17 protein-coding genes are annotated in these 22,490 nt (G+C 66.4%); 8 read left to right on the top strand and 9 right to left on the bottom strand.

The window, feature by feature from the left end:
- Positions 1–46: 46 nt before the first annotated feature.
- Positions 47–1,378 carry an Nramp family divalent metal transporter gene (locus R1H25_RS13355; RefSeq protein ID WP_057500461.1) on the top strand — a complete coding sequence of 444 codons (1,332 nt, stop codon included), beginning with the start codon at positions 47–49 and terminating at the stop codon, positions 1,376–1,378.
- An 87-nt stretch (positions 1,379–1,465) separates the two neighbouring features.
- On the opposite strand, the gene R1H25_RS13350 is transcribed toward R1H25_RS13355, so the two are convergent.
- From R1H25_RS13350 to R1H25_RS13335, 4 genes are all read right to left on the bottom strand, one after another.
- Positions 1,466–1,792 carry a thioredoxin family protein gene (locus R1H25_RS13350; protein ID WP_317223819.1) on the bottom strand — a complete coding sequence of 109 codons (327 nt, stop codon included), beginning with the start codon at positions 1,790–1,792 and terminating at the stop codon, positions 1,466–1,468.
- Entirely contained in the window at positions 1,764–2,231 is a 468-nt protein-coding gene (locus R1H25_RS13345) for a flavodoxin (protein WP_317223818.1), read from the bottom strand. Before R1H25_RS13345 ends, R1H25_RS13350 begins: the two co-directional genes overlap by 29 nt.
- A 25-nt stretch (positions 2,232–2,256) precedes the next feature.
- Positions 2,257–3,297: a ribonucleotide-diphosphate reductase subunit beta gene (locus R1H25_RS13340; protein WP_317223817.1), complete on the bottom strand. Its 1,041-nt coding sequence runs from the start codon at positions 3,295–3,297 to the stop codon at positions 2,257–2,259.
- 110 nt (positions 3,298–3,407) lie between these two features.
- Positions 3,408–5,771, bottom strand: a complete 2,364-nt coding sequence (locus R1H25_RS13335) for a ribonucleoside-diphosphate reductase subunit alpha (RefSeq protein ID WP_317223827.1) — start codon at positions 5,769–5,771, stop codon at positions 3,408–3,410.
- Positions 5,772–6,201: 430 nt separating this feature from the next.
- Here R1H25_RS13335 and R1H25_RS13330 point away from each other — a divergent pair, with 430 nt between their 5' ends.
- Together R1H25_RS13330 and R1H25_RS13325 are read left to right on the top strand one after the other, a co-directional pair.
- Positions 6,202–7,179 (top strand): zinc-binding dehydrogenase, encoded by a 978-nt coding sequence (locus tag R1H25_RS13330; protein WP_317223816.1) that lies wholly within the window; start codon positions 6,202–6,204, stop codon positions 7,177–7,179.
- Between the two features lie 257 nt (positions 7,180–7,436).
- A complete protein-coding gene (locus R1H25_RS13325) occupies positions 7,437–10,064 on the top strand; it encodes a TonB-dependent receptor (protein ID WP_317223815.1) in 2,628 nt (875 codons plus the stop codon).
- Between the two features lie 146 nt (positions 10,065–10,210).
- Here the strand turns inward: R1H25_RS13325 and betT are convergent, their stop codons facing one another.
- Entirely contained in the window at positions 10,211–12,190 is a 1,980-nt protein-coding gene (betT, locus tag R1H25_RS13320; protein ID WP_099589195.1) for a choline BCCT transporter BetT, read from the bottom strand.
- Positions 12,191–12,386: 196 nt separating this feature from the next.
- A complete protein-coding gene (locus R1H25_RS13315; protein WP_317223814.1) occupies positions 12,387–12,767 on the bottom strand; it encodes a VOC family protein in 381 nt (126 codons plus the stop codon).
- 152 nt (positions 12,768–12,919) lie between these two features.
- Here R1H25_RS13315 and R1H25_RS13310 point away from each other — a divergent pair, with 152 nt between their 5' ends.
- From R1H25_RS13310 to R1H25_RS13300, 3 genes are all read left to right on the top strand, one after another.
- Positions 12,920–13,438 carry a sigma-70 family RNA polymerase sigma factor gene (locus R1H25_RS13310; RefSeq protein ID WP_317223813.1) on the top strand — a complete coding sequence of 173 codons (519 nt, stop codon included), beginning with the start codon at positions 12,920–12,922 and terminating at the stop codon, positions 13,436–13,438.
- Positions 13,435–14,379 carry a FecR domain-containing protein gene (locus R1H25_RS13305; RefSeq protein WP_317223812.1) on the top strand — a complete coding sequence of 315 codons (945 nt, stop codon included), beginning with the start codon at positions 13,435–13,437 and terminating at the stop codon, positions 14,377–14,379. Before R1H25_RS13310 ends, R1H25_RS13305 begins: the two co-directional genes overlap by 4 nt.
- Positions 14,380–14,450: 71 nt before the next feature.
- Complete coding sequence (locus tag R1H25_RS13300) at positions 14,451–17,399, top strand: TonB-dependent receptor domain-containing protein (RefSeq protein WP_317223811.1); 2,949 nt, start codon at positions 14,451–14,453, stop codon at positions 17,397–17,399.
- Between the two features lie 173 nt (positions 17,400–17,572).
- Here the strand turns inward: R1H25_RS13300 and R1H25_RS13295 are convergent, their stop codons facing one another.
- A complete protein-coding gene (locus tag R1H25_RS13295; protein ID WP_110712584.1) occupies positions 17,573–17,896 on the bottom strand; it encodes a multidrug efflux SMR transporter in 324 nt (107 codons plus the stop codon).
- Entirely contained in the window at positions 17,896–18,249 is a 354-nt protein-coding gene (locus tag R1H25_RS13290; protein WP_010485170.1) for an SMR family transporter, read from the bottom strand. The genes R1H25_RS13295 and R1H25_RS13290 overlap by 1 nt, the downstream gene beginning before the upstream one ends.
- A gap of 160 nt (positions 18,250–18,409) precedes the next feature.
- Between R1H25_RS13290 and R1H25_RS13285 the strand changes: the two genes are divergently transcribed.
- Positions 18,410–19,261 carry a LysR family transcriptional regulator gene (locus R1H25_RS13285; protein WP_317223810.1) on the top strand — a complete coding sequence of 284 codons (852 nt, stop codon included), beginning with the start codon at positions 18,410–18,412 and terminating at the stop codon, positions 19,259–19,261.
- 73 nt (positions 19,262–19,334) lie between these two features.
- Here the strand turns inward: R1H25_RS13285 and R1H25_RS13280 are convergent, their stop codons facing one another.
- Positions 19,335–20,255 (bottom strand): M14 family metallocarboxypeptidase, encoded by a 921-nt coding sequence (locus R1H25_RS13280; RefSeq protein WP_317223809.1) that lies wholly within the window; start codon positions 20,253–20,255, stop codon positions 19,335–19,337.
- A 131-nt stretch (positions 20,256–20,386) separates the two neighbouring features.
- Here R1H25_RS13280 and R1H25_RS13275 point away from each other — a divergent pair, with 131 nt between their 5' ends.
- The gene (locus tag R1H25_RS13275) at positions 20,387–22,468 is read left to right on the top strand and encodes a TonB-dependent siderophore receptor (RefSeq protein WP_317223808.1); all 2,082 of its coding nucleotides are present in this window, start codon (positions 20,387–20,389) and stop codon (positions 22,466–22,468) included.
- Positions 22,469–22,490: the final 22 nt, after the last annotated feature.

The raw sequence follows: 22,490 nt of genomic DNA, 5'->3' as shown, positions 1-22,490 counted from the left end.
TTGTTTCACATTGCTAATGACTATAGCAGGAGCTATATTCGGACCCATGAACACCCTGGCACCCCGCGACCCTTCGGCCTCCACTCCGGCCAGCCTGGGCGCGCTCAACGCCTCGGTCGCGGTGCCCGACAAGGGGCACTGGTGGTTCCGCCTGCTGGCCTTCCTCGGCCCGGGCTACATGATCTCGGTCGGCTACATGGACCCGGGCAACTGGGCCACCGACCTCGCCGGCGGTTCGCGCTTCGGCTACCTGCTGCTGTCGGTCATCCTCATCTCCAACCTGATGGCGGTGATCCTGCAGGCGCTGTCGGCGCGGCTCGGCATCGCCACCGGCATGGACCTGGCCCAGGCCTGCCGAGCGCGCTACCCGAAACCGGTGAACCTGGCGCTGTGGGCGCTGTGCGAGGCGGCGATCATCGCCTGCGACCTGGCCGAGGTGATCGGCACCGCGATCGCACTGAAACTGCTGTTCGATCTGCCACTGCTGTGGGGCGCGGTCATCACCGCCCTGGACACCCTGCTGGTGCTGCTGCTGATGAACCGCGGTTTCCGTGCGCTGGAAGCCTTCGTGATCGCGCTGCTGATGGTGATCTTCGGCTGCTTCATGGTGCAGATCGCGCTGGCCGCACCGCCGGTGATGGACGTGCTGGGCGGATTCATTCCGCGCACGCAGGTGGTAACTGATCCGCACGCCCTGTACATCGCCATCGGCATCATTGGTGCCACGGTGATGCCGCACAATCTCTATCTGCATTCGTCGATCGTGCAGACCCGCGCCTATCCGCGTACCGATGAGGGCCGTCGCAGTGCCCTGCGCTGGGCAGTGACCGACAGTACCCTCGCGCTGACCCTCGCACTCTTCATCAACGCCAGCATCCTGATCCTTGCGGCGGCGGTGTTCCATGCCAACGGCCGATTTGATGTGGAAGACATCGAACAGGCGCACCAGCTGCTGGCACCGATGCTGGGCGTGGGCGCCGCAGCGACACTGTTTGCCGTCGCCCTGCTGGCCTCCGGCCTGAATTCGACGGTGACCGCGACGCTGGCCGGGCAGATCGTGATGGAAGGCTTCCTGCACCTGCGCCTGCCGCCGTGGCTGCGTCGACTGATCACACGCGCACTGGCAATCATTCCAGTGGTGGTGGTGATCATGCTCTTCGGCGACCAGGGCGCGGTGAAGCTGTTGGTGCTGAGCCAGGTGGTGCTGTCGATGCAGCTGCCGTTCGCGATCATCCCGCTGGTGCGGATCGTGACCGACAAGGTGACGATGGGCGCGCTGGTGGCCCCGCGCTGGCTGGGCAGCATCGCCTGGGTGATCGCGCTGGTGATCGTGGTGTTGAACGTGAAACTGCTGGTGGATACCTTCAGCGGCGCATAGCGCGAAATGCCAGGGACGCCTGTGTAGAGTCGAGCCATGCTCGACTCATCGCACACCGCACGAACAGCAGCCGAGCATGCCTCGGCTCTACAAATGCAACGCGATCGCGGCCTCGATCTGCTGCGGCGACTGGAGCCCGGCCAGGCGCGTACGTTCGTCACCATCACGGAACAGCGACAGCGTCGGCGTCTGCCGCAGCCCCAACTCGCGGAAGAACGCCTCACCCAGCACTTCCAGCTGCACGCGCAGAAGGGTCGTGCCCTGCCCCGCCACGCTGTTGGCCACGCGGTGCAACGACATCTCCAGCATCCGGCACCCCGGGCACTGGTCCTTGTGAAAATCCACCAGCACCCGCGGGTGCTCGGCCAGCAGCTGCTGGAACTGCTCAGGCGTGGTGGCGTCGATGATCTGCATCGCTGTTGCTCCAGTAATGGGCCAGGACCGTATTGATCCAGGCGTCAATGGCTTCGGCATGGCGAACGCCATGCGGCATCTGTTCGATCTCCAACGGCGGATAGTCGCTGCGGAAATAGCGGATCAGCCGGTGCACGGCGCCGCAGTAGTACTCCTGCCCCCACTGCGTTTCGCCGGTGCCGAACACCGCCAGCTGCCGTGGCCGCTCGCCGCGCTCGGCAATGCTGGCCACCCACGCCTTCATCTCCGCCGGCGTGCGGCCGGCGTTGTCGGTCCAGCTGCCCAGCAGGACCAGATCGGCCTCGCCGGCGGCCAGCGGCGGCGCCTGGCGCAGGTTGTCGGCCTCGTGCCAGTGCACCGCATGACCTGCGGCGCGGCAGCGCTCGGCGACCTGCCGGCCGAGTTCGCGGGTGTTGCCGCTCAACGAGGCGACCACCACCAGGATGCTCAGCGCGGCGCTGGGCTCAGAGATCGTCGAAGCCGTTGTCGACGTTGGTCTTCTTGTAGCTTGCATTGCGCATCTCGAAGAAGTCGGTCTTGGTTTCAGTGAAGTTGTCGGCGTAGGCCTTGATCCACGGCATCACGTTGTCGGTGGTGTCGCTGTACAGGCGCTCGATGCCGAGCATGCCGGCCATCTTGTTGGCGCGGTACTTCACGTAGCGCACCATCTCGTCCACGTCGATGCCGTCGATGCCGTCCAGCACCTCCGACGACCACTGCGTCTCCAGCTCGATCGCGTGTTCGAACGATTGGTGCACGTAGGCGGTCAACTCTTTGGTCTGCAACTCCGGGTTCTCGCCGATGATGGCGCGGATCAGCTCGCTGATGAACTTGGTATGCGCCAGTTCGTCGCGGTTGATGAAGCTGATGATCTTGCCGGTGCCGTTCATGCGGTTCTGCCGCACCATGTTGTAGAAGTACGCAAACCCGGAATAGAAGTTGATGCCTTCAAGGATCGAGGACTGGATCAACGACTTGAGCAGGGTCTCGGCGGTCTTCTCGCGCATGAAGTCGTCATACGCGCCCATGATCGGTGCGTTGCGCTTGATGATGGTCGGGTGGGTGCGGGCGATCTCGAAGATGCGGTTCTGGTTCGGCAGGTCGGTGATCGAGGCCAGCACGTAGCTGTAGCTCTCGTTGTGGATCACTTCCTGCTGGCCGATGATCGCCGCGTTGGCATGCGCCGCCGGGTCGGTGATGTACTCGGCCACGTTATAGATGAAGCGCGTCTGCGGTGAATCGAGCGTGGCCAGCAGGCCGATGATCGAGTCGTACGCGTTCCTTTCGCGCGCGTTGAGCTCGCCGTACTGGCGGGCGTCCAGCTTCATGTCGACCTCGTCGGGAATCCAGAAGTTGGTCGACAGCTCCTTGTAGGCCCGATAGAACGACGGGTACGGGATGTCGTTCCAGTTGAGGATGCCACTGGTGCGGCCGTTGATGATGCCGGTGCTGCGGTTGGGATGGCGCGGTTCGAGGATCTTGATGCGGTCGAGGGGGGTTGCCATGGTCGTCTACCTTCGTATTACGTGCATTGCGGATGTAGCGCCGAGCCCATGCTCGGCTGCTCTTCGCGTCTGAGCCGAGCGCGGGCTCGGCTCTACAGGGGGCGCAGCGATCAGCTGGAGCACCATTCGCATTCGCTGATGTCGATGTCGTTGGAGCGCACGTAGTACGTGGTCTTCAGGCCTTCGCGCCAGGCGCTCAGGTGCAGTTCCAGCAGCGTGCTCGCGCGGATGGTGCTGGGCACGTACAGGTTGAAGCTGATCGACTGGTCGACATGGCGCTGGCGGCGGGCGTTCTGGCGCACGCTGGCGAACTGGTCGACCTTGTAGGCACCCTTCTCGTAGTACGGCCAGGTTTCCAGCGACAGGCCCGGCGCTGCCACCGGCCGCCGGAAGTCCTTCTTTTCCTCGTAGTAGAACGCGCTGTAGATCGGGTCGATGGAGGCGGTGGAACCGGCAATCTGCGCGGTGCTCATGTTCGGTGCCACGGCCAGCAGCCAGCCGTTGCGCAGGCCGTGCGTGGCGACCTCGTGGGCCAGGCTGTCCCATGCGGCGCCGCTGTAGTCGCGGTCACGGAAGTAACGCCCGTTGTGCCAGTCACTACCCGCGAACATCGGGTAGCTGCCCTTCTCCTTCGCCAGCTGCGCGCTGGCCTGGATGGTCAGGAAGTTGATGCGTTCGTAGAGACGGTCGGCCAATTCTTCGGCATCCGGTGATTCCCACTGGATCGCTTGCTGCGCCAGCAGGTGGTGCCAACCGAACGTGCCCAGGCCGATGGCGCGGTACTTGCGGTTGGTGATGGTGGCCTGCGGCACCGGCAGCGTGTTGAGGTCGATCACGTTGTCGAGCATGCGCACCTGGATCGGGATCAGGCGCTCCAGCACATCGGTGGCCAGCAGGTCATCCGGCGCGCTGATCGCGCGGCCGAGGTTGATCGAGGACAGGTTGCAGACCACGAAGTCACCGGCGCGGCGTGTGGTGACGATCTGGTCGCCACTGACGATCTCCTGGATCATCCGCGTCGGGCTCATGTTCTGCAGGATCTCGGTGCACAGGTTGCTGGAATAGATCATGCCCGCGTGCTTGTTCGGATTCCTCCGATTGACCTCGTCGCGGTAGAACAGGAACGGATTGCCGGTCTCCAGCTGGCTGAGCATGATCCGCTTGAACAGATCGATGGCCTTCACCGTGCGTCGGCTGATGCGCTCGTCGGCTACCAGTTCGGCATAGCGGTCGCGGAAGCTGCCTGAGCCACGCTTCTCGTCGTAGAAGTCCTGCAGGTACCAGCCCTTGGCCTGCTTCACCTCGTGCGGGTCGAACAGGTACCAGTCGGCGCGGCGTTCGACCGCCTCCATGAACAGGTCGGGCACGCACACCGAGGTGAACACATCGTGCGCGCGCAGGCGCTGGTCGCCGTTGTTCAGGCGCAGGTCCATGAACGCTTCGATGTCGCGGTGCCAGATGTCCAGGTACACCGCCACCGCGCCCTTGCGCTGGCCAAGCTGGTCGACCGACACCGCGGTGTTGTTGAGCTGCTTGATCCACGGCACCACGCCGCCGGAGGAATTGGCCACGCCACGGATAGGTGCGCCGCTGCTGCGCACGTAGCCGAGGTAGGCACCGACGCCACCGCCGTGCTTGGACACGCGGGCGATATCCGTGTTGGAGTCATAGATGCCCTGCAGGCTGTCGTCCACCGTGTCGATGAAGCAGCTGGACAGCTGCCCACCCACCTTGCCGGCATTGGCCAGGGTCGGCGTGGCGACGGTCATGTACAGGTTGGACAGCGCCCAGTACGCCTCGCCGACCAGCTGCATGCGCCGCTCGCGCGGCTTTTCCTCCTGCATCAGGTACAGCGCGATGGTCAGCCAGCGCTCCTGCGGCAGTTCATAAACCTCGCGGCTGCGGTCGCTGGCCAGATAGCGCGTGGCCAGCAGGTACAGGCCGTTGTAGGCGAACAGTCGATCGCGTTCCGGATCGATCATCTCGCCGGCCTGCTGCAATTCTTCCTTCGAGTAGCAGCGCAGGATGTCGTTGCTGTAGATGCCACGGTCAGCCAGGCTCTCCTGCAGGCCCACGTAGGAGCCGTACTTCAGGCCGACATCGTAGAAGCGGTTGCGGCTGGCGCGCTTGTACAGGCGGCGCAGGTAGATGCGCGCGGCGAACTGCTCCCACTCCGGCGCGACCAGGTCCACGCGCGACTCGGCCTCGCGGATCAGCAGATCGACCAGGTCGTCGGCGCTGATGCTGGGCTTGCGCTCGACCATCGCCTGCGCCACGCGGCGGTAGTCGCTCACATCCAGCTGCGGGAACTCGGCATGCACCGCATCGATGCTGCGCTGCAGGCGCTCGGCCTGGAACGGCAGGCGACGGTTGCCGGCCTCCTTGGTGATCCAGGTCGGCACGCGCTCGCCACCGGCGCGCAAGGCGTCGCCAGCGCCGGCCAGATCGGCCACGCGGAAGGTACTGTCGGTCATGTGGTGGAACTCCAGGCTCGCACGCGCGTGGCGGTCGATGCCGTGGCGGCCCTGCACGCGATACCGGCGCACGGGGCGGTCGGGGTGGGATGCCATAGCGCGGGAACACCAGGTCGTCGGCAATTGCCTGCGCCTGCGGCCGGTATCCGGGCCGTGGGGGCGATCTGGGTCCGCGCGATGGCGGCCGCGTCGACACGGCAAGCCTCAGGGGCGGGCCGCGGGACGTTTGCTGCATGTCCGGCGGCGGCGGCTGACCGGGAGTGACGGCCACAACATAGTGGGGATACTCGAAGCCGTCAACACAAGATGCGGTAATCAGCACATGTCGCGACGATCAGTCGCAGGATGCCGTGTTGCACCTGCGGCGCCTTGTCGACAACGCTTGCGTCCCCAGTTCGGTACAACATCCACTTTCCCCGGAACACCGTCCATGCGCGCTGCCCAGTACCCCTCCTTCGGCGACCCGGCCGACGTCCTTGCCATTGCCGATGCGCCGCTGCCCGAGCCCGGCCCCGGCGAGGTGCGCATCCGCACCGCGCTGGCCTCGATCCATAACCACGACCTGCTGACCGTGCGTGGCCTGTACGGCTACAAGCCGACGCTGCCGGCGATCGGAGGCAGTGAAGCACTGGGCGTGGTCGATGCACTCGGCGACGGTGTCGACGGCCTGCAGATCGGCCAGCGGGTCGCCGCCGCCTCGGTGCACGGCACCTGGGCCGAAGCGTTCATTGCGCCGGCACGCATGGTGATCCCGATGTCGGAGGCGATCCCGGACGAGATGGCCGCGCAGTTGATCGCGATGCCGCTGAGCGCGCTGATGCTGCTGGAGTTCCTGCACGTCGAGGCGGGCCAGTGGATCGTGCAGAACACCGCCAACGGTGCGGTGGGCAAGTCACTGGCGATGCTGGCGCGGGCGCGTGGCGTGCACGTGGCCAACCTGGTGCGCAATGCCGATGCGGTCGCACAGTTGCAGGCGCTGGGCATCGATCATGTGTTCGACACGTCGGTGGACGGCTGGAAGGATCGCGTGCGTGAGGCAACCGGCGAAGCACAGGCCGCGGCCGCGGTGGATTCCATCGGCGGCGACGCCAGCGGTGACCTGGTTGACCTGCTCGGCCACCACGGCACCCTGGTGTCGTTCGGTGTGATGAGCGGCGAACCGATGCGCATCCCCGCCGGTGGACTGATCTACAAGGAAGCCACGGTGAAGGGATTCTGGGGCAGCAAGGTCAGCCAGGCGATGGCGGTGGAAGACAAGCGCCGGCTGGTTGGCGAACTGCTGAAGCGTGCGGCGAGCGGCGAACTGACCCTGCCGGTGGAGCAGATCTTCGCACTGGACGACATCGCCCAGGCGGCGAAGGCCGGCGCCGGTTCGGGCCGTAACGGCAAGGTGCTGCTGCGGCCTTGATCGGCTGACATTGCCTTCTGTAGAGCCGAGCCATGCTCGGCTGCTTTCCGGTCAGTGTGTGGAGCGGAGCGTAGGCTCGGCTCTACAGGGGAGTGCGGACCAACGGTCCGCACCCACCGAGTGGGTCTGCTCAAACGGAGGCACCGACTTTCGTTAAGAACCTGTGATGTATAACTGAATGCGCTTTCGTCATTGGAAGGCGCATGTGCCTGCGTGCGGTACTGACGGCTCCTCCCCCGTTCGGCGTTGTCGCTTCCATGTACCGCACCACCCTGAACCTGCTTGCCGGCGCCATTGCGCTGGGCCTCACCGCCGGCGCTGCCGGCGCCGCTGAATCGGCCGATAGCGGCAAGGACAGCACCACCCTCGGCACCGTGCTGGTGACCGGCTCCAACATCAAGCGCAGCGACACTGCCGGGCCGAACCCGGTTCAGATCGTCAGCCGCGAACAGATCGAGCAGACCGGCCGCTCCACGCTCACCGACGTGCTGCGCAACCTGTCGGCCAATGCCGGCAACAGCTTCGACGAGCAGTACACCGGCAGCTTCGCCGCGGGCTCGGCGTCGATCGGCCTGCGCGGCCTGTCGCCGAAGAACACGCTGGTGCTGGTCAATGGCTACCGCGTGTCCAACTTCGGCTTCGCGCTCAACACCCAGGACACCTTCGTCGACCTCAATGCGCTGCCGATCAGCGCGGTGGAACGCATCGAAGTGCTGAAGGATGGTGCTTCGGCGGTGTACGGCTCCGACGCCATCGCCGGCGTCATCAACATCATCCTGCGAAAGAACTTCCAGGGCGTGGAAGTGGGCGGCGGCTTCGGTACCGCCACCCAGGGCGGTCTCGACGAACGCAAGGCCAGCCTGCTGGCCGGCTTCGGTGACCTCGAACAGCAGGGGTGGAACGTGCTGTTCGGGCTGGACCTGCTCAAGCGTGATCGCCTCGACGCCGACCAGCGTGCCTACACCCGCAGCGGCGATTTCCGCGACAAGCCCGGTGGCCGCCTGGCCGGCTGGTCCACTGCCGGTGGCAACTGGCTGTCCAACCCGCGCGCGCCGCAACCGTTCGCCCACTGCCCGGATGGCAGCCAGCTGCGCCCGTACAGCGATTTCGGCAGCACCCTGCCCGGCCAGGCCTGCGCCTTCAACGCGCAGCCGTTCAAGACCCTGCAGCCCGGCGCCGAGCGCCTGCAGGCGTCGTTGAGTGCAACGTACCGCTTCAATGACAATGTCGAGGCGTTCGCCGACGTGCTGTACAGCCACAACAAGGCCGACCAGATCTTCAGCGCGCCGCTGACCGTCGGCCCGGGCCTGCGTGCCTACAACCCGGCCACCGGCACCCTGATCGACGTGCCGGCGGTGCTGCCGGTCGGCCACCCGAACAACCCGGGCAGCACGCCATTGCCGTTCGAGTACACCTTCTTCGACATCGGCCCGCGCCTGAAGGACAACACCCAGGTGTTCTACCGTGCCCTGGCCGGCGTGCGCGGCAGTGGCGAGCGCTGGGACTGGGAAGTGGCGGCGCTCACTTCGCAGAGCGCGCAGCGAGAATACGTCGACAATTTCGTCAACCGCTACGCGTTCGAACAGATCCTGCGCGATGGCAGTTACAACTTCCTCAACCCGTCCGCCACGCCGGGCGCGCTGGATGCACTGCGCCTGCAGACCAAGCGGCCAGGCTGGTACAAGCTGCACTCGTTGAACCTGAAGGCCTCGACCTCGCTGTGGGAGATGCCAGCCGGTACGGTCGGCTTTGCCTGGGGTGCGGAGTTCCGCAAGGAATCACTGGATGCGCGCACCAGCGCGCAGGTGCTGTCGGGCACCGAACTGCGCCCGGCCATCAACGTGGTCAACGGCGAGCGCCAGGTCAGCGCCGCCTATGCGGAACTGAGCGTGCCGCTGCACCGCACGCTGGAGCTGCAGGTGGCCGGTCGTGGCGACCACTATGACGACTTCGGCAAGGCGTTCTCGCCGAAGGTAGCGCTGCGCTGGCAGCCGCTGGACAGCCTGCTGCTGCGTGGTTCGTTCTCGCGTGGCTTCCGTGCACCGTCGCTGCCGGAGATCGCGCCGGGCCAGACCGTCAGCTACGGCTCGGTGATCGATCCGTTGGATCCATTGCAGCCCGGTGGCAGCCGTGGCGTGACCAACATCCGCACCGGCAATCCGGACCTGAAGGCCGAACGCTCGCGCAACTTCAACGTGGGCGCGGTGTGGTCGCCCGATGGCGATACCAGCATCGGTCTGGACTGGTACCGCATCGAGCAGGACAACCTGGTCAAGCCGGACAGCGCGCAGTTCATCGTCGACAACCCGACGCTGTTCCCCGGCCGCGTGCAACGTGATGCACAGGGGCGCATCCAGTTCATCACCAACCAGTATGCCAACCAGGGTGAGCTGACTACCTCGGGCCTGGACCTGGAAGCCAACCGCACCTTCCGCACAGACGGCTGGGGCAACTTCACCGTGGCCGGCAGCTGGACCCATCTGCTCAGCTTCAAGCAGCCGCTGGTGGCCGGTCAGGCACCGTATGAAGGGGCCGGCAACAACCGCCACGGCGCACTGCCGCGCACCCGTGGCACCACGTCGCTGAACTGGGCGGTGGGCGACTGGAGCAGCACGCTGAGCCTGCAGTACGTGAGCGGCTACGACCAGCGCGTGGCCACGGCGACCAGCAACCCCGGCCTGCGTGACCGCATCAAGCCGTATCACCAACTGGACCTGTATGTGGCCTACGAAGGCATTGCCAACACTACGCTGTCGCTGTCGGTGCTGAACCTGACCGACAAGGATCCGCCGTTCGACCCGGCCGGTGGCTCCAATGGTTTCGACATCAGCCAGTACAACCTGCGCGGGCAGTTCGTTTCGCTGGGAGCGCGCTACCGGTTCTGATGCGCCAACGGGGCGGCGGTGATGCGCCGCCCCCTCCCGATAGAGTCGACTGTCAGTCGACTCGCGCGCGAAGCGCGGGCATTTCGATGTCCGCAATCAGGAGCAGTCGACTGACAGTCGAGTCTACCCATCCAGGCATCCCCGCATCACCGGCTCAGGTGCAGGAACTGCAGGTGCCGTTCGTACTGGCTGATGATGTCATTGATGATCTGCTTGCGGCTGTAGCCCACCAGGTCGTAGTCCTGGCTGCCTTCGAACAGATGCACTTCAGCGCGGTAGTAACGCTGGTTGCGCAACTGCTGTGCGGCGAACGACGGGGTCAGGTAGCCGCTCAGGATCACCCTGTACAGGAAGTCCTGCTGCTCGCCGTGATTCACCGTCAGCTCCATGTCGCCGGCCTCGAAGCGCGTGGACACGTCCCAGCCCTGGCCGCGCAGCTGTTCGGCCACCGCCTCCATCGCCGGCTTCACCGTGTCGTCCATGAAGCGGTAGACCTGGTCGCGCACCGGGAAATGCATCGCCTGGCTCAGGCGCTGGCGCCAGCCCTGGTGGTGGCGGTCGTCGCCGATCAGCGGCGATGGCCGGTACTGCAGCGCGCGCTTGCGGTGCGATTCGTCACTGAAGGCGCGGGTCAGGCCCCACATCATCAGCAACAACACCGCCGAGAACGGCAGCGACGCCAGCACCACCGCCGATTTCAGCGCATCGATGCTGCCGGCCAGCAACAGGCCGGCGGTCAGCACCGCGATCACCGTGCCCCAGAACACGCGCAGCCAGCGCGGGCCGTCATCCTCAGGCGCGCCGCCGTGCGAGGACAGCGTGGACAACACCACCGCCCCCGAATCCGCCGACGTCACGAAGAAGATGAAACTGACCAGCACCGTCACCGCAATCACCGTGCGGCTCCAGGGGTAGCCATCGAGCAGTGCATACAGCACCGTCGGTGGATCATCCACTGCCAGCTGTGCCAACTGCTGCTGGCCGTGGTGCAGCACCTGGTCCAGCGCGCTGTTGCCGAAGATCGACAACCAGGCCAGGGTGAAGCCGAGCGGGATCAGCAGCACGCCGAACACGAATTCGCGGATGGTGCGGCCACGCGAGATGCGCGCGATGAACAGGCCAACGAACGGCGCCCAGCCGATCCACCAGGCCCAATAGAACACCGTCCAGCCACCCAGCCATTCCGGTCGGCCACCATAGGCATACACATCGAAACTCTTGCCGACCACGCTGCCCAGATAGTCGCCCAGGTTCTGCATCAGCGTGCTGAGCAGGTACTGAGTGGGGCCGGCGCACAGCATGAACAGCACCAGCGCGATCGCCAGCAGCATGTTGATGTTGGCCATCCAGCGCACACCCTTCTCCACCCCGGACACAGCCACCGCCACCGCCGCGCCCATCATGCTGACCACCAGGATGATCTGCACCAGGTTGGAGTGCGGGATGTTGAACAGGTGCGACAGGCCGGCGTTGAGGTGCAGCACGCCGAAGCCCATGTCGGCACCGATGCCGAACACGGTGGCGACAATGCCCAGCGCGTCCACGGTGTAACCGATCGGCCCGTTGATGCGCTTTCCGATCAGCGGATACAGCGCCGAGCGCAGGGCCAGTGGCAGGTTGTGGCGGTAGGCGAAGTAGGCCATCGCCATCGCCGCCAGCGCGAACACGCCCCAACCATGCAGGCCCCAGTGCAGGAACAGCAGCTGCATGGCCTGGCGCGCACCAGCCTCGCCCGCGGCCGCATCGCCCTGCGGCGGTTGCAGGTAGTGGGTCAGCGGCTCGGAAACGCAGAAGAAGAACAGGGTGATGCTGATGCCGGCGGCGAACAGCATGCCGGCCCAGGAGAGGTAGCTGAACTCCGGCTCGTCATGGTCGGCGCCGAGCTTGATGCCACCGTACTTGGACAGCGCCACCCCCACCACGAACACCAGGTAGAGGGTCATCGCCAGCAGGTAGTACCAGCCGACATTGAGTGCGGCCCAGTCCTGCGCCTTGACCAGAAGGCGCCCCGCACCGAGCGGGAACAGGCTGACGAACAGCGCGAACGCCACGACAACGATCGCCGCGAAGGCGAACACAGGCCGAAGAGTGCGCACCGGGGATTGTTGCGGCTCCAGTACATCCATGGGGCGGCGTTCTCCGGTAGATCAAAGGGTTAGCCGGCCGATTCTGACTGAACCGCAGTGGACAGAGCATGAAGTTGCGGCCCGTGGTCACAGGGCCATCCCGCGATTCCGTGTTATCACGCGCGCGCTGCTGCGTGCCTGCGCCTGCCGGCACCGCGCGGGCCACGTTGATCGCGGCCCGCGCGTTTCCATCCGATCACGACATCACATGCACCGCGCACAGCTTGTTGCCATCCGGGTCGCGCAGGTAGGCCAGGAATAGCTGGCGCCCGGCCATGCTGCGGATGCCAGCGGGGTCTTCGATGGCCGTACCGCCATGGGCCACGCCAGCATCCTGCCAACCGCGCACGGCCTCGGCGCTGTCGAGGGTGAAACCAATCGTGCCGCCGTTGGCATGGCATGCGGGCTGACCGTCGGTCGGTGCGGTGACGATGAACATGCGGCCATCCTTGAAGTACACCAGCCGGCCCTTGTCATCGAAGACGCCCGGACGTGCGCCCAAGGCGCCGAACAGCGCATCGTAGAAACGACGCGCGACGTCCATGTTGTTCGTTCCAACGGTGATGTGGCTGAACATGCGGGCACTCCTTGTGAGAAGAGTGCAGTGTCGGCGAGCGCTGCAGGCATCGCAAATCCTCCGCCCGTGTCCGCTGCCAACTGCCCAGGAATTTGTCGTGCGCCGCCCGATCACCCTATAATGCGAATCATTCTCATTTATGACCGATGCCGATGGCCGTGCCCGCCACCTCCAGCGCCGCGCTGGCGGGGTTCTACCGCGAACACCATGGCTGGCTGCTGGGCTGGCTGCGCCGCCGCATCCATGACGCCGACTCCGCCGCAGACCTGACCCAGGACACCTTCCTGCGCCTGCTCAGCCGTCGCGTCGACCCGACCGGATTGCGCCTGCCGCGCGCCTATCTCAGCACCATCGCGCACGCCCTGCTGGTCAACCACTGGCAGCGCGCGGACCTGGAACGCGCCTATCTGGCCGCACTGGCCGCACAACCGGAGCCGGTGCATCCCTCGGCAGAGGAGCGCACGCAGGCGCTGCAGCTGCTGCATGCCATCGCCGACATGTTGTCCGGCCTGGCCGAGCGGCCACGGCGTGCCTTCCTGCTGGCGCGGCTGTCCGGCCTGGGCTATGCGGAGATCGGCGTGCAGCTCGGCGTGTCCGAACGCATGGTCAAGAAGTACATGGCGCACGCCATGCTGCACTGCCTGCGCCTGTCCGGCGACGCGGCGGCATGAGTGTGGCATTGGCCAGCCCGGCGCTGGAACAGGCAGCCGAATGGTTCGCGCTGCGCCAACAGGGCTGGAGCGACGGCGACCAGCAGCGCTGGCACGCCTGGCTGCAGGCCGATGCTGGTCACGCCGATGCCTGGCGACGGGTCGAGGCGGTCTGGCAATCGTTCGCCCCGCTGTCGGCACCGGCGGCAGCAACGGCGCTCGATGCCGCCGGCCATCGCCGCCGCCGCGCGCTTCGCAGTCTCGGCGGCGCACTCGGCATCGGTGCGGTCTCAATTCTCGGCCTGCACGGGCTGCAGGCGCAGCGCCACCTGCAAACGCAACGCACCGCTGCCGGGCACACCGGTCATTGGACGCTGGCCGATGGCAGCCAGTTGTGGCTCAACGCCAACAGCGAAGTGACCATCGACATCGGCAACGGCCACCGCGCCCTGCATCTGCTGCGCGGCGAGCTGCTGCTGCAGACCGGACATCACCCCGCATTCAACGGGCTGCCCCTGACCGTGCATGTCCCTGGCGCGAGTCTGCAGCCGATCGGCACCCGCTTCGCGGTCGGCCGCGAAGCGCAGGACAGCCGATTGGACGTGTTCGAAGGCGTGGTGCGCTGCCTGCCGATGTTCGGTGCGGCGCTGGATGTGCGCGCGGGAAGTGCGCTGCAGATCGGACCGATGGGGGGACTGACATCGGTGGCTGCCGATCCTCTGCGCGGCAACTGGCAGGACGGACGCCTGCAGGTGCAGGACACGCAACTGATCCGGGTGATCGACGAACTGGCCCGCCACCATGGTGGCTATCTGGGCTGTGATCCGGCGCTGTCCGCATTGAATGTCACTGCGATACTGCCGCGCCTGGACAGCCTGCAGGCCCTGAAACTGCTGGCGCGCGCCCTGCCGATCCGCATCGAGCGACGCTGGCCATGGTGGACCGTTGTGCGTCCACGTTGAAATGGCGGTTCCCTTTCTGCGCGCTCGGCGGGCACTACAAGGGAACCCATTGCGGATGTTGCCGCCCCCTTATGAAGCTTCCCTGCCCCTCCCCTCGCCCGCTGGCCATCGCGCTGTGCCTGGCCCTGACCACGCCGTGCCTGTTGCCGGCCGCCGCCCATGCACAGGATGCTGCCGCTGCCGTTCGCTGGCAGATCCCGGCCGGACCGCTCGACCAGGCCTTGACCACATTCGGCCAGCAGTCTGGCCTGTCCATCGCTGCCGATGCGCGCCTGACCCGCGGCCGCCACAGCGGTGGCGTGCAGGCCTCGCTCAACACCGAAGCCGCACTGGCGCAGCTGCTCGCTGGCACCGGCCTGGCGTTCCAGCGTGATGCCAGCGGCGTGGTGCTGCAGGCCGCCCCCGCCACCGATGCCGGCGTGCGCCAGATCGGCACCCTGCGTGTGGCCGGCCAGGCCAGCGAAGGTGCGTCGCCGTGGGGCCTGGCCGATGCCGATGCCGTTTACCGTGACAGCGGCTCGCGCGTGCATCTGGACCGCCAGCAGCTGGAACGCTTCCGCGGCCAGTCGATCGGCGACGTGTTGGCCGGCGCGGTCGGCGTGCACACCGGAGACGTGCGCAATGGTGGCGCGCTGGACGTCAACATCCGCGGCCTGCAGGGCCAGAACCGGGTGCCGGTGATCATCGATGGTGGCCAACAGGCCATCGACGTGTACCGCGGCTATGCCGGCGTGCAGCAGCGCAGCTACCTCGACCCGGACCTGATCAGTGCGATCAGCATCGAGAAAGGGCCGAGCCTGGCCGCCAATGCGGCCAGCGCGATCGGTGGCGTGGTCTACATGGAAACGCTGAAGGCCGATGACATCCTCGACGACGGCCAGGACTGGGGCCTGCGCGTGCGTGGCGGCGTGGCCGACAACAGCATCGACCGCACCCGCACCTTCAAGCAGATCGCACGTGGCAGCGACAACCGCAACAGCCTGCGCGACCCGCGCGACTGGAACGGCAGCGTGGCCTTCGCCCAGCGCGGCGAAGACTGGCAGCTGGTCGCGGCCTATGCACGGCGCCGTCAGGGCAACTACTTCGCCGGCAGCAACGGCGCGCATCGCTACGACGACCAGCATCTGTCCAGCGGCGGTACCGGCATGTCCAGCCAGGCGGTCTCGGACATGTACCACCCGGGTGATGAGGTGCTCAACACGCACACCGACAACGAATCGGTGCTGCTGAAATTCACCTGGGCACCCAACCCCGACCAGCGCCTGGAGCTGAGCCACCGCTACTTCAATTCCAGCTTCGGCGAAATCATGCCGTCGGCGATCGGCCGCGTGGGCGAGTCCAACCAGTGGGTGACCCACGTGGAAAAGGCCAACACCATGTTCCAGTTCGAGCCCGGCAAGATGCGGGTCAACGCTACCTCGCTGCGCCATCGTTACCGCCCCGAGGCGCACCCGTGGCTGGACCTGAGCAGCACGCTGTGGTTCACCACCGCCACCAGCCGCATGTTCAACAGCAACATCGCCAACACGCCGCTGTTCAAGGACGTGCCCAACGACCAGATGCCCGACACGCTGGGTGAGACCTACGGCCCCGGTCTGCAGTCGGACGTGAAGACCCGGCGCTGGGGCGTGGACAGCAGTAACGCCACGCGTTTCAGCAATGCGCTGGGCGCCTGGACGCTGCGCTATGGCGCGTCCTTGCAGCACGAAGACACCGCACCGAACTCGCCGGTGCTGCCGGTGGACTACAACAACAACCGCTACCTGCGCTCGGGCACGCGCCGCGAGGCCAGCGTGGTGGCATCGTTGCAATGGCAACCGTGGGACTGGCTGTCGCTGACTGCCGGCGGCCGCTTCATCGACTACCGCACCCACGACCGCAACCGCGTGGCCTTCGTCAGTGAATCGCGCGACCTGCGCTACACCTTCGCGCGCCTGAGCAAGGGCGGCCAGCTGCTGCCGGGCTGGTACAAGGAGTGGTACCCGGATGCACAGGGCAACTACACGTATGACTCACTGCGCGCCACACCCTATGGCGACAGCACGCTGGGCCAGGCCTACGACTTCGACGGCTTCATCCGCGACCCGCGTGGTGCCAATGGCTTCCATACCAAGCAGATCCCCACCGCCTGGGGCTACAAGCCGGCGATCCGGCGCTCCGGCCACGGCTTTGCGCCGTATGCCGAGGCGCGCTTCAACCTCGACGCGGACACGTTCTTCTACGTGAAGTATGCGCAGGGCTGGAAGATGCCCAGCCTGTTCGAGTCGACGCTGGGCAACAGCACCTCGGCCCCGGTGGCCGACCTGAAGCCGGAGAAGAACCGTTCCTGGGACATCGGCTTCAGCCTGCTCAAGCAGGACCTGTGGCGTGACGGTGATCGCCTGGCGTTCAAGGTGGCCTGGTTCAAGAACGATATCGACAACGCCATCACCCGTCGCTTCGATTCCAGCAACTGGGCCTTCTACGTCGACAACGTCGACAACTACACGGTGTCCGGTTACGAGCTGCAGTCCGGCTATGACGCCGGCATCGCCTACCTGGACCTGTCGGCCAGCTACTACCAGCGCGCACGCACCTGCGACGCGGCCACCGCCAAGCGCCTGCGCGACGACCCGTATGCAAAGTGGAGCAAGCTGGACACCACGCCGGACTGCGTGGACGGCGGCTTTGGCACCTCGTTCGTCAACGCGCAGAACCCGCCGAAGTACTCGATCCACAGCACGCTGGGCTTCCGCCTGTTCGATCGCCGCCTGGATACCGGCATCCGACGCACCTACAACAGCGGCCCCACCCATGAACTCGACAAGCCCTGGAACACCACCGGCTCGACCGGCCTGCAGAACATCTACCTGCCGACCGCCATCTACGACTTCTATGCACGCTGGCAGTTCACCCCGCGCAGCGAAGTGGAACTGGTGGTCAGCAACCTGCGCAACACCTACTACATGGACACGCTGGCGATGAGCCTGATGCCCGGCCCGGGCCGCACCACGCGGCTGAACTTCACCGCACGCTTCTAACTGCTGCAGAAACATCAGCGCCCCGGAGAGATCCTCCCCGGGGCGCTTGCCTGCGGCGGCTCACGTTCTGGCAGGTGCCAACCCTGGTTGGCTCAGCACCGGTAGGTGCCAACCTCGGTTGGCACGGCGACTGAGCACTGGTAGGTGCCAACCTTGGTTGGCACGGCGACGCGTTACTTCGCAGTACTCAGCAGCAGCACCGCAACAGTGACCAGACCGATGCCGACCCAGCCGATCGGGCGCAGGCGGTTGCCGAACAGCAGGCGGCCGCAGGTGGCGGTACCGATCACGCCGATCGCTCCCCACATTGCATAGGCGGTGGCCAGGTCCATGTAACGCACGGCCTGGCCCAGCAGGGCGAAGGCGATCCAGACCATGACGATCGCTCCAACGCCCCAGCGCCAGCGGCGGAAGCCCTCCGACTTGGCCACCATCATGTTGGCGGCGACGTCGATCAGCGCCGAACAGATCACGAAAAACAGGGCCAGGGTGTTCATCAGTGTGCCTCCCCGAGAGTTACGCAGACGATGCCGACCACCGCCAGCACCAGGCCGGCCAGCTGCTGCAGCGACAGGCTTTCACCGAAGACGGTGAGGCCGACCACGGTCAGCAGGGTCAGGCCCAGGCCTTCCCACACTGCGTAGGCCACGCCGACGGCGATGCGGCGCACCGACTGCGCCAGGAAGAAGTAGGACAGCGCCAGCGCGCCGGCCATGATCAGATAACCGGTCCAGCCGCCATCGCGGGCGGCATGGGCCATGAACGAGGTGCCGACCACTTCGGCGACGATCGCCACGGTCAGGCAGGCCCAGGCGACCAGCGCGCCACGGGCGGGGACAGTACGGGACATGTGAAGCTCCTTGCAGGGCGGGGACCGCACCGCCTTTTCAATAGATCCACGCGATGCGTGGCGGGTCCGGAGCGCCCCGCAGACAGGGGCGATGGCGACCAGTATCATCGCCTTTTACGGTGGTATCAAAATGGATTCCATCGACAGGAGCGATGGATCAATGCCCTACTCCCCTGAATCCCTGCAGGCCTTCGTGGAAGCCGCCGCGCTGGGCTCGTTTTCGGCCGCGGCACGGCGGTTGCGCAAAACGCAGTCGACGGTCAGCACCGCCATTGCCCACCTGGAGGCCGACCTGGGCGTGAGCCTGTTCGATCGCAGTGGGCGCTACCCGCAGCTGACGGAGGCCGGGCGCCAGGTACTTGGGCACGCGCAGGAGATCCTGGCCGCCGATGCGCGCCTGCAACAGTTGAGCGTGCGCCTGGCCGCACCGGTCGAGTCGCGCCTGACCGTGGTGTTTTCCGATGTCTACCAGCTCGATCCCGAGCAGCGGATCCTGCAGCGCTTCGCCGAGGTGTTCCCGGAGATCGAACTGGAATGGCTGGATGCCGAGGGCGAGGACGTACTGGAGCTGGTCGGCAGTGGTCGCGCCGTGCTGGGCCTGCTGCCCAGGCAGGAGCGCTATCCCGATGGGCTGGTCGCCCGACCGCTGGCCCACCACAGCGAACTATCGGTGTACGTGGCTCGCGAACACCCGCTGGCCCGCGCCGGACGTCGCGCCGCCGCACAACTGGCGCGGCATCGGCAGGTGCGGTTGAGTGCGGAAGTCGATCAATCCCGCTTGGTCACCGGCCTGGCCTGGACCGCCACCGACTACCTGATGGTGATGGAGATGGCCGAGGACGGCATCGGCTGGGCCGAACTGCCGCGGGCACTGGTGCAGCGCTATGACCGTGGGCGGCTGGTGGAACTGGTGCTGCCCGGCTGGCCGCGGCGCATCCACAGCGACCTGCTGTGGCGCCGCGACACGCCGCCGGGACCGGCCGCACTGTGGTGGGCCGATGCACTTGGATGAACCGAAAAAGGGGACGGAGGGGATTAAGTCGTTTGTGGCACAAACGACTTAATCCCCTCCGTCCCCTTTTTCATCAACGATGGGCGAGCGCGTAATCCAGCGCCGAGCACACCGCTGCCACCTGTGCATCGTTGCACTGCTGCGGGGTCGCCCGCGGGCTGTCCGGGTAGACCTCGGTGGTGGTGGTGTACTTCGCGCCGGTAATCCCGGCGCACAGGCCCAGCTTCACCAGCGGGTACTCGATAACGCCATGGGCCACCACCGGCGAACCGATGATCTCGCCCTTGTCGTCGGCCGGTGCGATATGGGTGACCTTCTCCACCGCCGCGATCACTGCCTGCTGGAAGGCTGGTTGCGGGTTCTCGCTGTCGTCCACCAAGTAGAAGCCATCGGGAATCAGGCCCGGCTCGAACGGCTTGCCGTCACGCGCAGCCAGCGCCGGGCGGAACTCGCTTTCATCGCTGTCGGTGGTCTCGTGCAGGTCGATGTGCAGCACGAACTGGCCCCTGTACGGCGCGATCAGTTCGATGACGGCGGTCGATTCGCGCGCTGGGCCGTCGGCGCGGAAGTTGCGGTTCGGGTCGATCGCATCGAAGTTCCAGCGGTTGATGCGCTCGAAGCCCCACGGATTCACGCACGGCGTCACCAGCAGGTTGGCCTTGCCGGCATAGTCGGCGGCGTGCTTTTCGAGGAACTCCAGCGCGCCCATCACGCCGCTGGTCTCATAGCCGTGCACGCCACCGGTGACCAGGGCAGCCGGCAGCGCCGGGTTCCAGTCGCGGCTGCGCAGGGCGAACAGGGTGTAGGTCTCGCCCGCGTAGTCGAGCTGGCCGTAGGCCACCTTGTCAAAGCGCGAAGCCAGCGCCGCGATGCGCGGCAGCACCTCTTCGTCATAGCGACGCAGGCGCTGCTGGCGGCCACGCCACGCCTCCCGCTCCGCCGCTCCCCACGGCTGGCCTGGGGTTCCGACGGGGTAGAAAGCAGCTTGGGACATGGCGGATCTCAGCGGGTCAGGAAGCAATCGCCCACTCTACCACCGGGGCATCGGCATGAACCGGAGGCGCATTCCAATAGCGAATGGAATAAGCAATAATTCTCATTTACGACCTTCCGCGACCTGCATCGATGCCCATCCACGCCCTGCAACCGGCCCGCCTGCCGTTGGCTGCCGCCCTCGCCCTGTGCCTGCTCCCGGCCACCCGTGCCTTCGCCCAGGACGGCGCCACCACGCTGGACAGCATCCAGGTGTCCGGCAGCTGGCTGGGCACCGGCCTGCATGACAGCGTCAAGAGCTTCGCCGGCGCGCGCACGGTGGTCGAGCGCCAGCGCATCGAGGCCAGCGGCGCGGCCAGCATCGGCGATGCGATGCGCCGCATCCCCGGCGTGCAGGTCACCGACAACTCCGGCACGGCCGGCAGCTCGGTCTCGCTGAACATCGGCGTGCGCGGCCTGACCGGGCGCTACTCGCCGCGCTCGACCGTACTGCTGGACGGCGTACCGCTGGCGGTGGCGCCGTATGGCCAGCCGCAGCTGTCGTTCGCGCCGACCAGCCTGTCCAACATCGAATCGATCGACGTGGTGCGCGGCGGCGGCGCGGTGCGCTACGGCCCGCAGAACGTGGGCGGCATCATCAACTTCAGCACCCGCGCCATTCCCACCGAGGCAGGCCTGCACGGCGAAGCGGGCGTGCGCTACACCGCCTACGACCATGGCGGCGGTGACAGCACCCAGTACAACGCCTTCCTCGGCGGTACCGGCGACAACGGGCTGGGCGCCGCCCTGCTCTACTCCGGCCAGGATGGCCGCGGCTGGCGACAGGGCAGCGATGACCGTTTCAACGACCTTGCGCTGAAGTTCGCCTACGCCATCGACGAACAGCAGGAGCTGCGCGCCAAACTGTCGTACTACGACGTGCGCTCGCTGACCCCGGGCGGCCTGACCCGCGCGCAGTACGAGGCCGATCCGTTCCAGAACACCCGCCCCACTGATTTCTGGAAGGGCCACCGCACCGGCATCGACCTGGGCTACACCAACACGCTGTCGGCCAACAGCGAGTTCGAGGTGCTGGCCTATTACAACGAAAGCAACCGCGCCAGCTCGCTGATCAACGCCGCCAATACCCAGCTGACCGTGCAGCCGCGCGACTACCGCGTGCTCGGCATCGAGCCGCGCTACACCCAGCGCCTGCACTGGGGCGCCAGCGTGCACGACATCACCGCCGGCTACCGCTTCCTGCGCGAGCGCGGCAACGACCGCAGCTACACCGTCACCCGCCGTACCGGCGCGGCCAGTGCCGCCACCCGCTTCGACAACGCCACCGATGCCCATGCGTTCTACATCGACGACCGCATCGCGATCGGCCAATGGCGGATCACTCCGGGCGTGCGCATGGAGTGGATCGACATGGACCGCCGCCAGACCGGGGGCACGGCGACCTTCAGCAGCCGCAACGACAAGGCCCTGCCCTCGCTCAACGTCGCCTACCTGCTGACGCCGCAGCTGACCGTGTTCGGCAACTACACCACGTCGTTCGGGCCGGTGCAGAACATCCAGCTGAACTCGCAGACCGCCCGCAATCCGCTGAACCCGGAGGTGGCAAAGACCGCCGAACTGGGCGCGCGCTGGCAGGACGGCGCACTGCGCGCGGAAGTGACCGTGTTCAAGATGCGCTTCGACAACCAGATCCTGCAGGTGCCGGGTATCACCCCGCCCACCTTCCAGAACATTGGTGCCACCGACCACAAGGGTGTGGAGAGCGCGCTGGAGTACCGCTTCGCCGAGGACAGCGCACTGGCCGGGCTGGAGCTGTACGCCAACTACACCTGGACCAAGGCGATCCAGCAGTCCGGTGACAACCGCGGCCTGGACGTGCCCTTCTACTCGCGCGACACCGACAGCGTCGGCGCCCGCTACGCCCTGGCCGGCTGGACGTTCAATGTCTCCAGCACCCACCAGAGCGGTCAGTTCTCCGATGCCGCCAACACCTGGGAAGAAACCGCCGATGCGCGCGTGGGCCGTGTGCCGGGCGTGCGCCTATGGAACGCGCAGGTGGCCTGGCAGGTGCCCGGGCTGGGTGACAGCGAGATCGCGCTGGGCGTGAACAACCTGGCCGACAAGCGCTGGTATACCCGCAACGTCGATGGCAACGCCGGCCGCATGGCAGCCGCGCCGCGCACGTTCTACGTGCAGGGCCGCTACCGCTTCTGAAGCGGTAATCGCCCGATGCAGT

Source organism: Stenotrophomonas veracruzanensis (assembly GCF_032911525.1).
GTDB lineage: Bacteria > Pseudomonadota > Gammaproteobacteria > Xanthomonadales > Xanthomonadaceae > Stenotrophomonas > Stenotrophomonas africana.
This window is presented reverse-complemented; position numbering and strand designations above follow the sequence as displayed.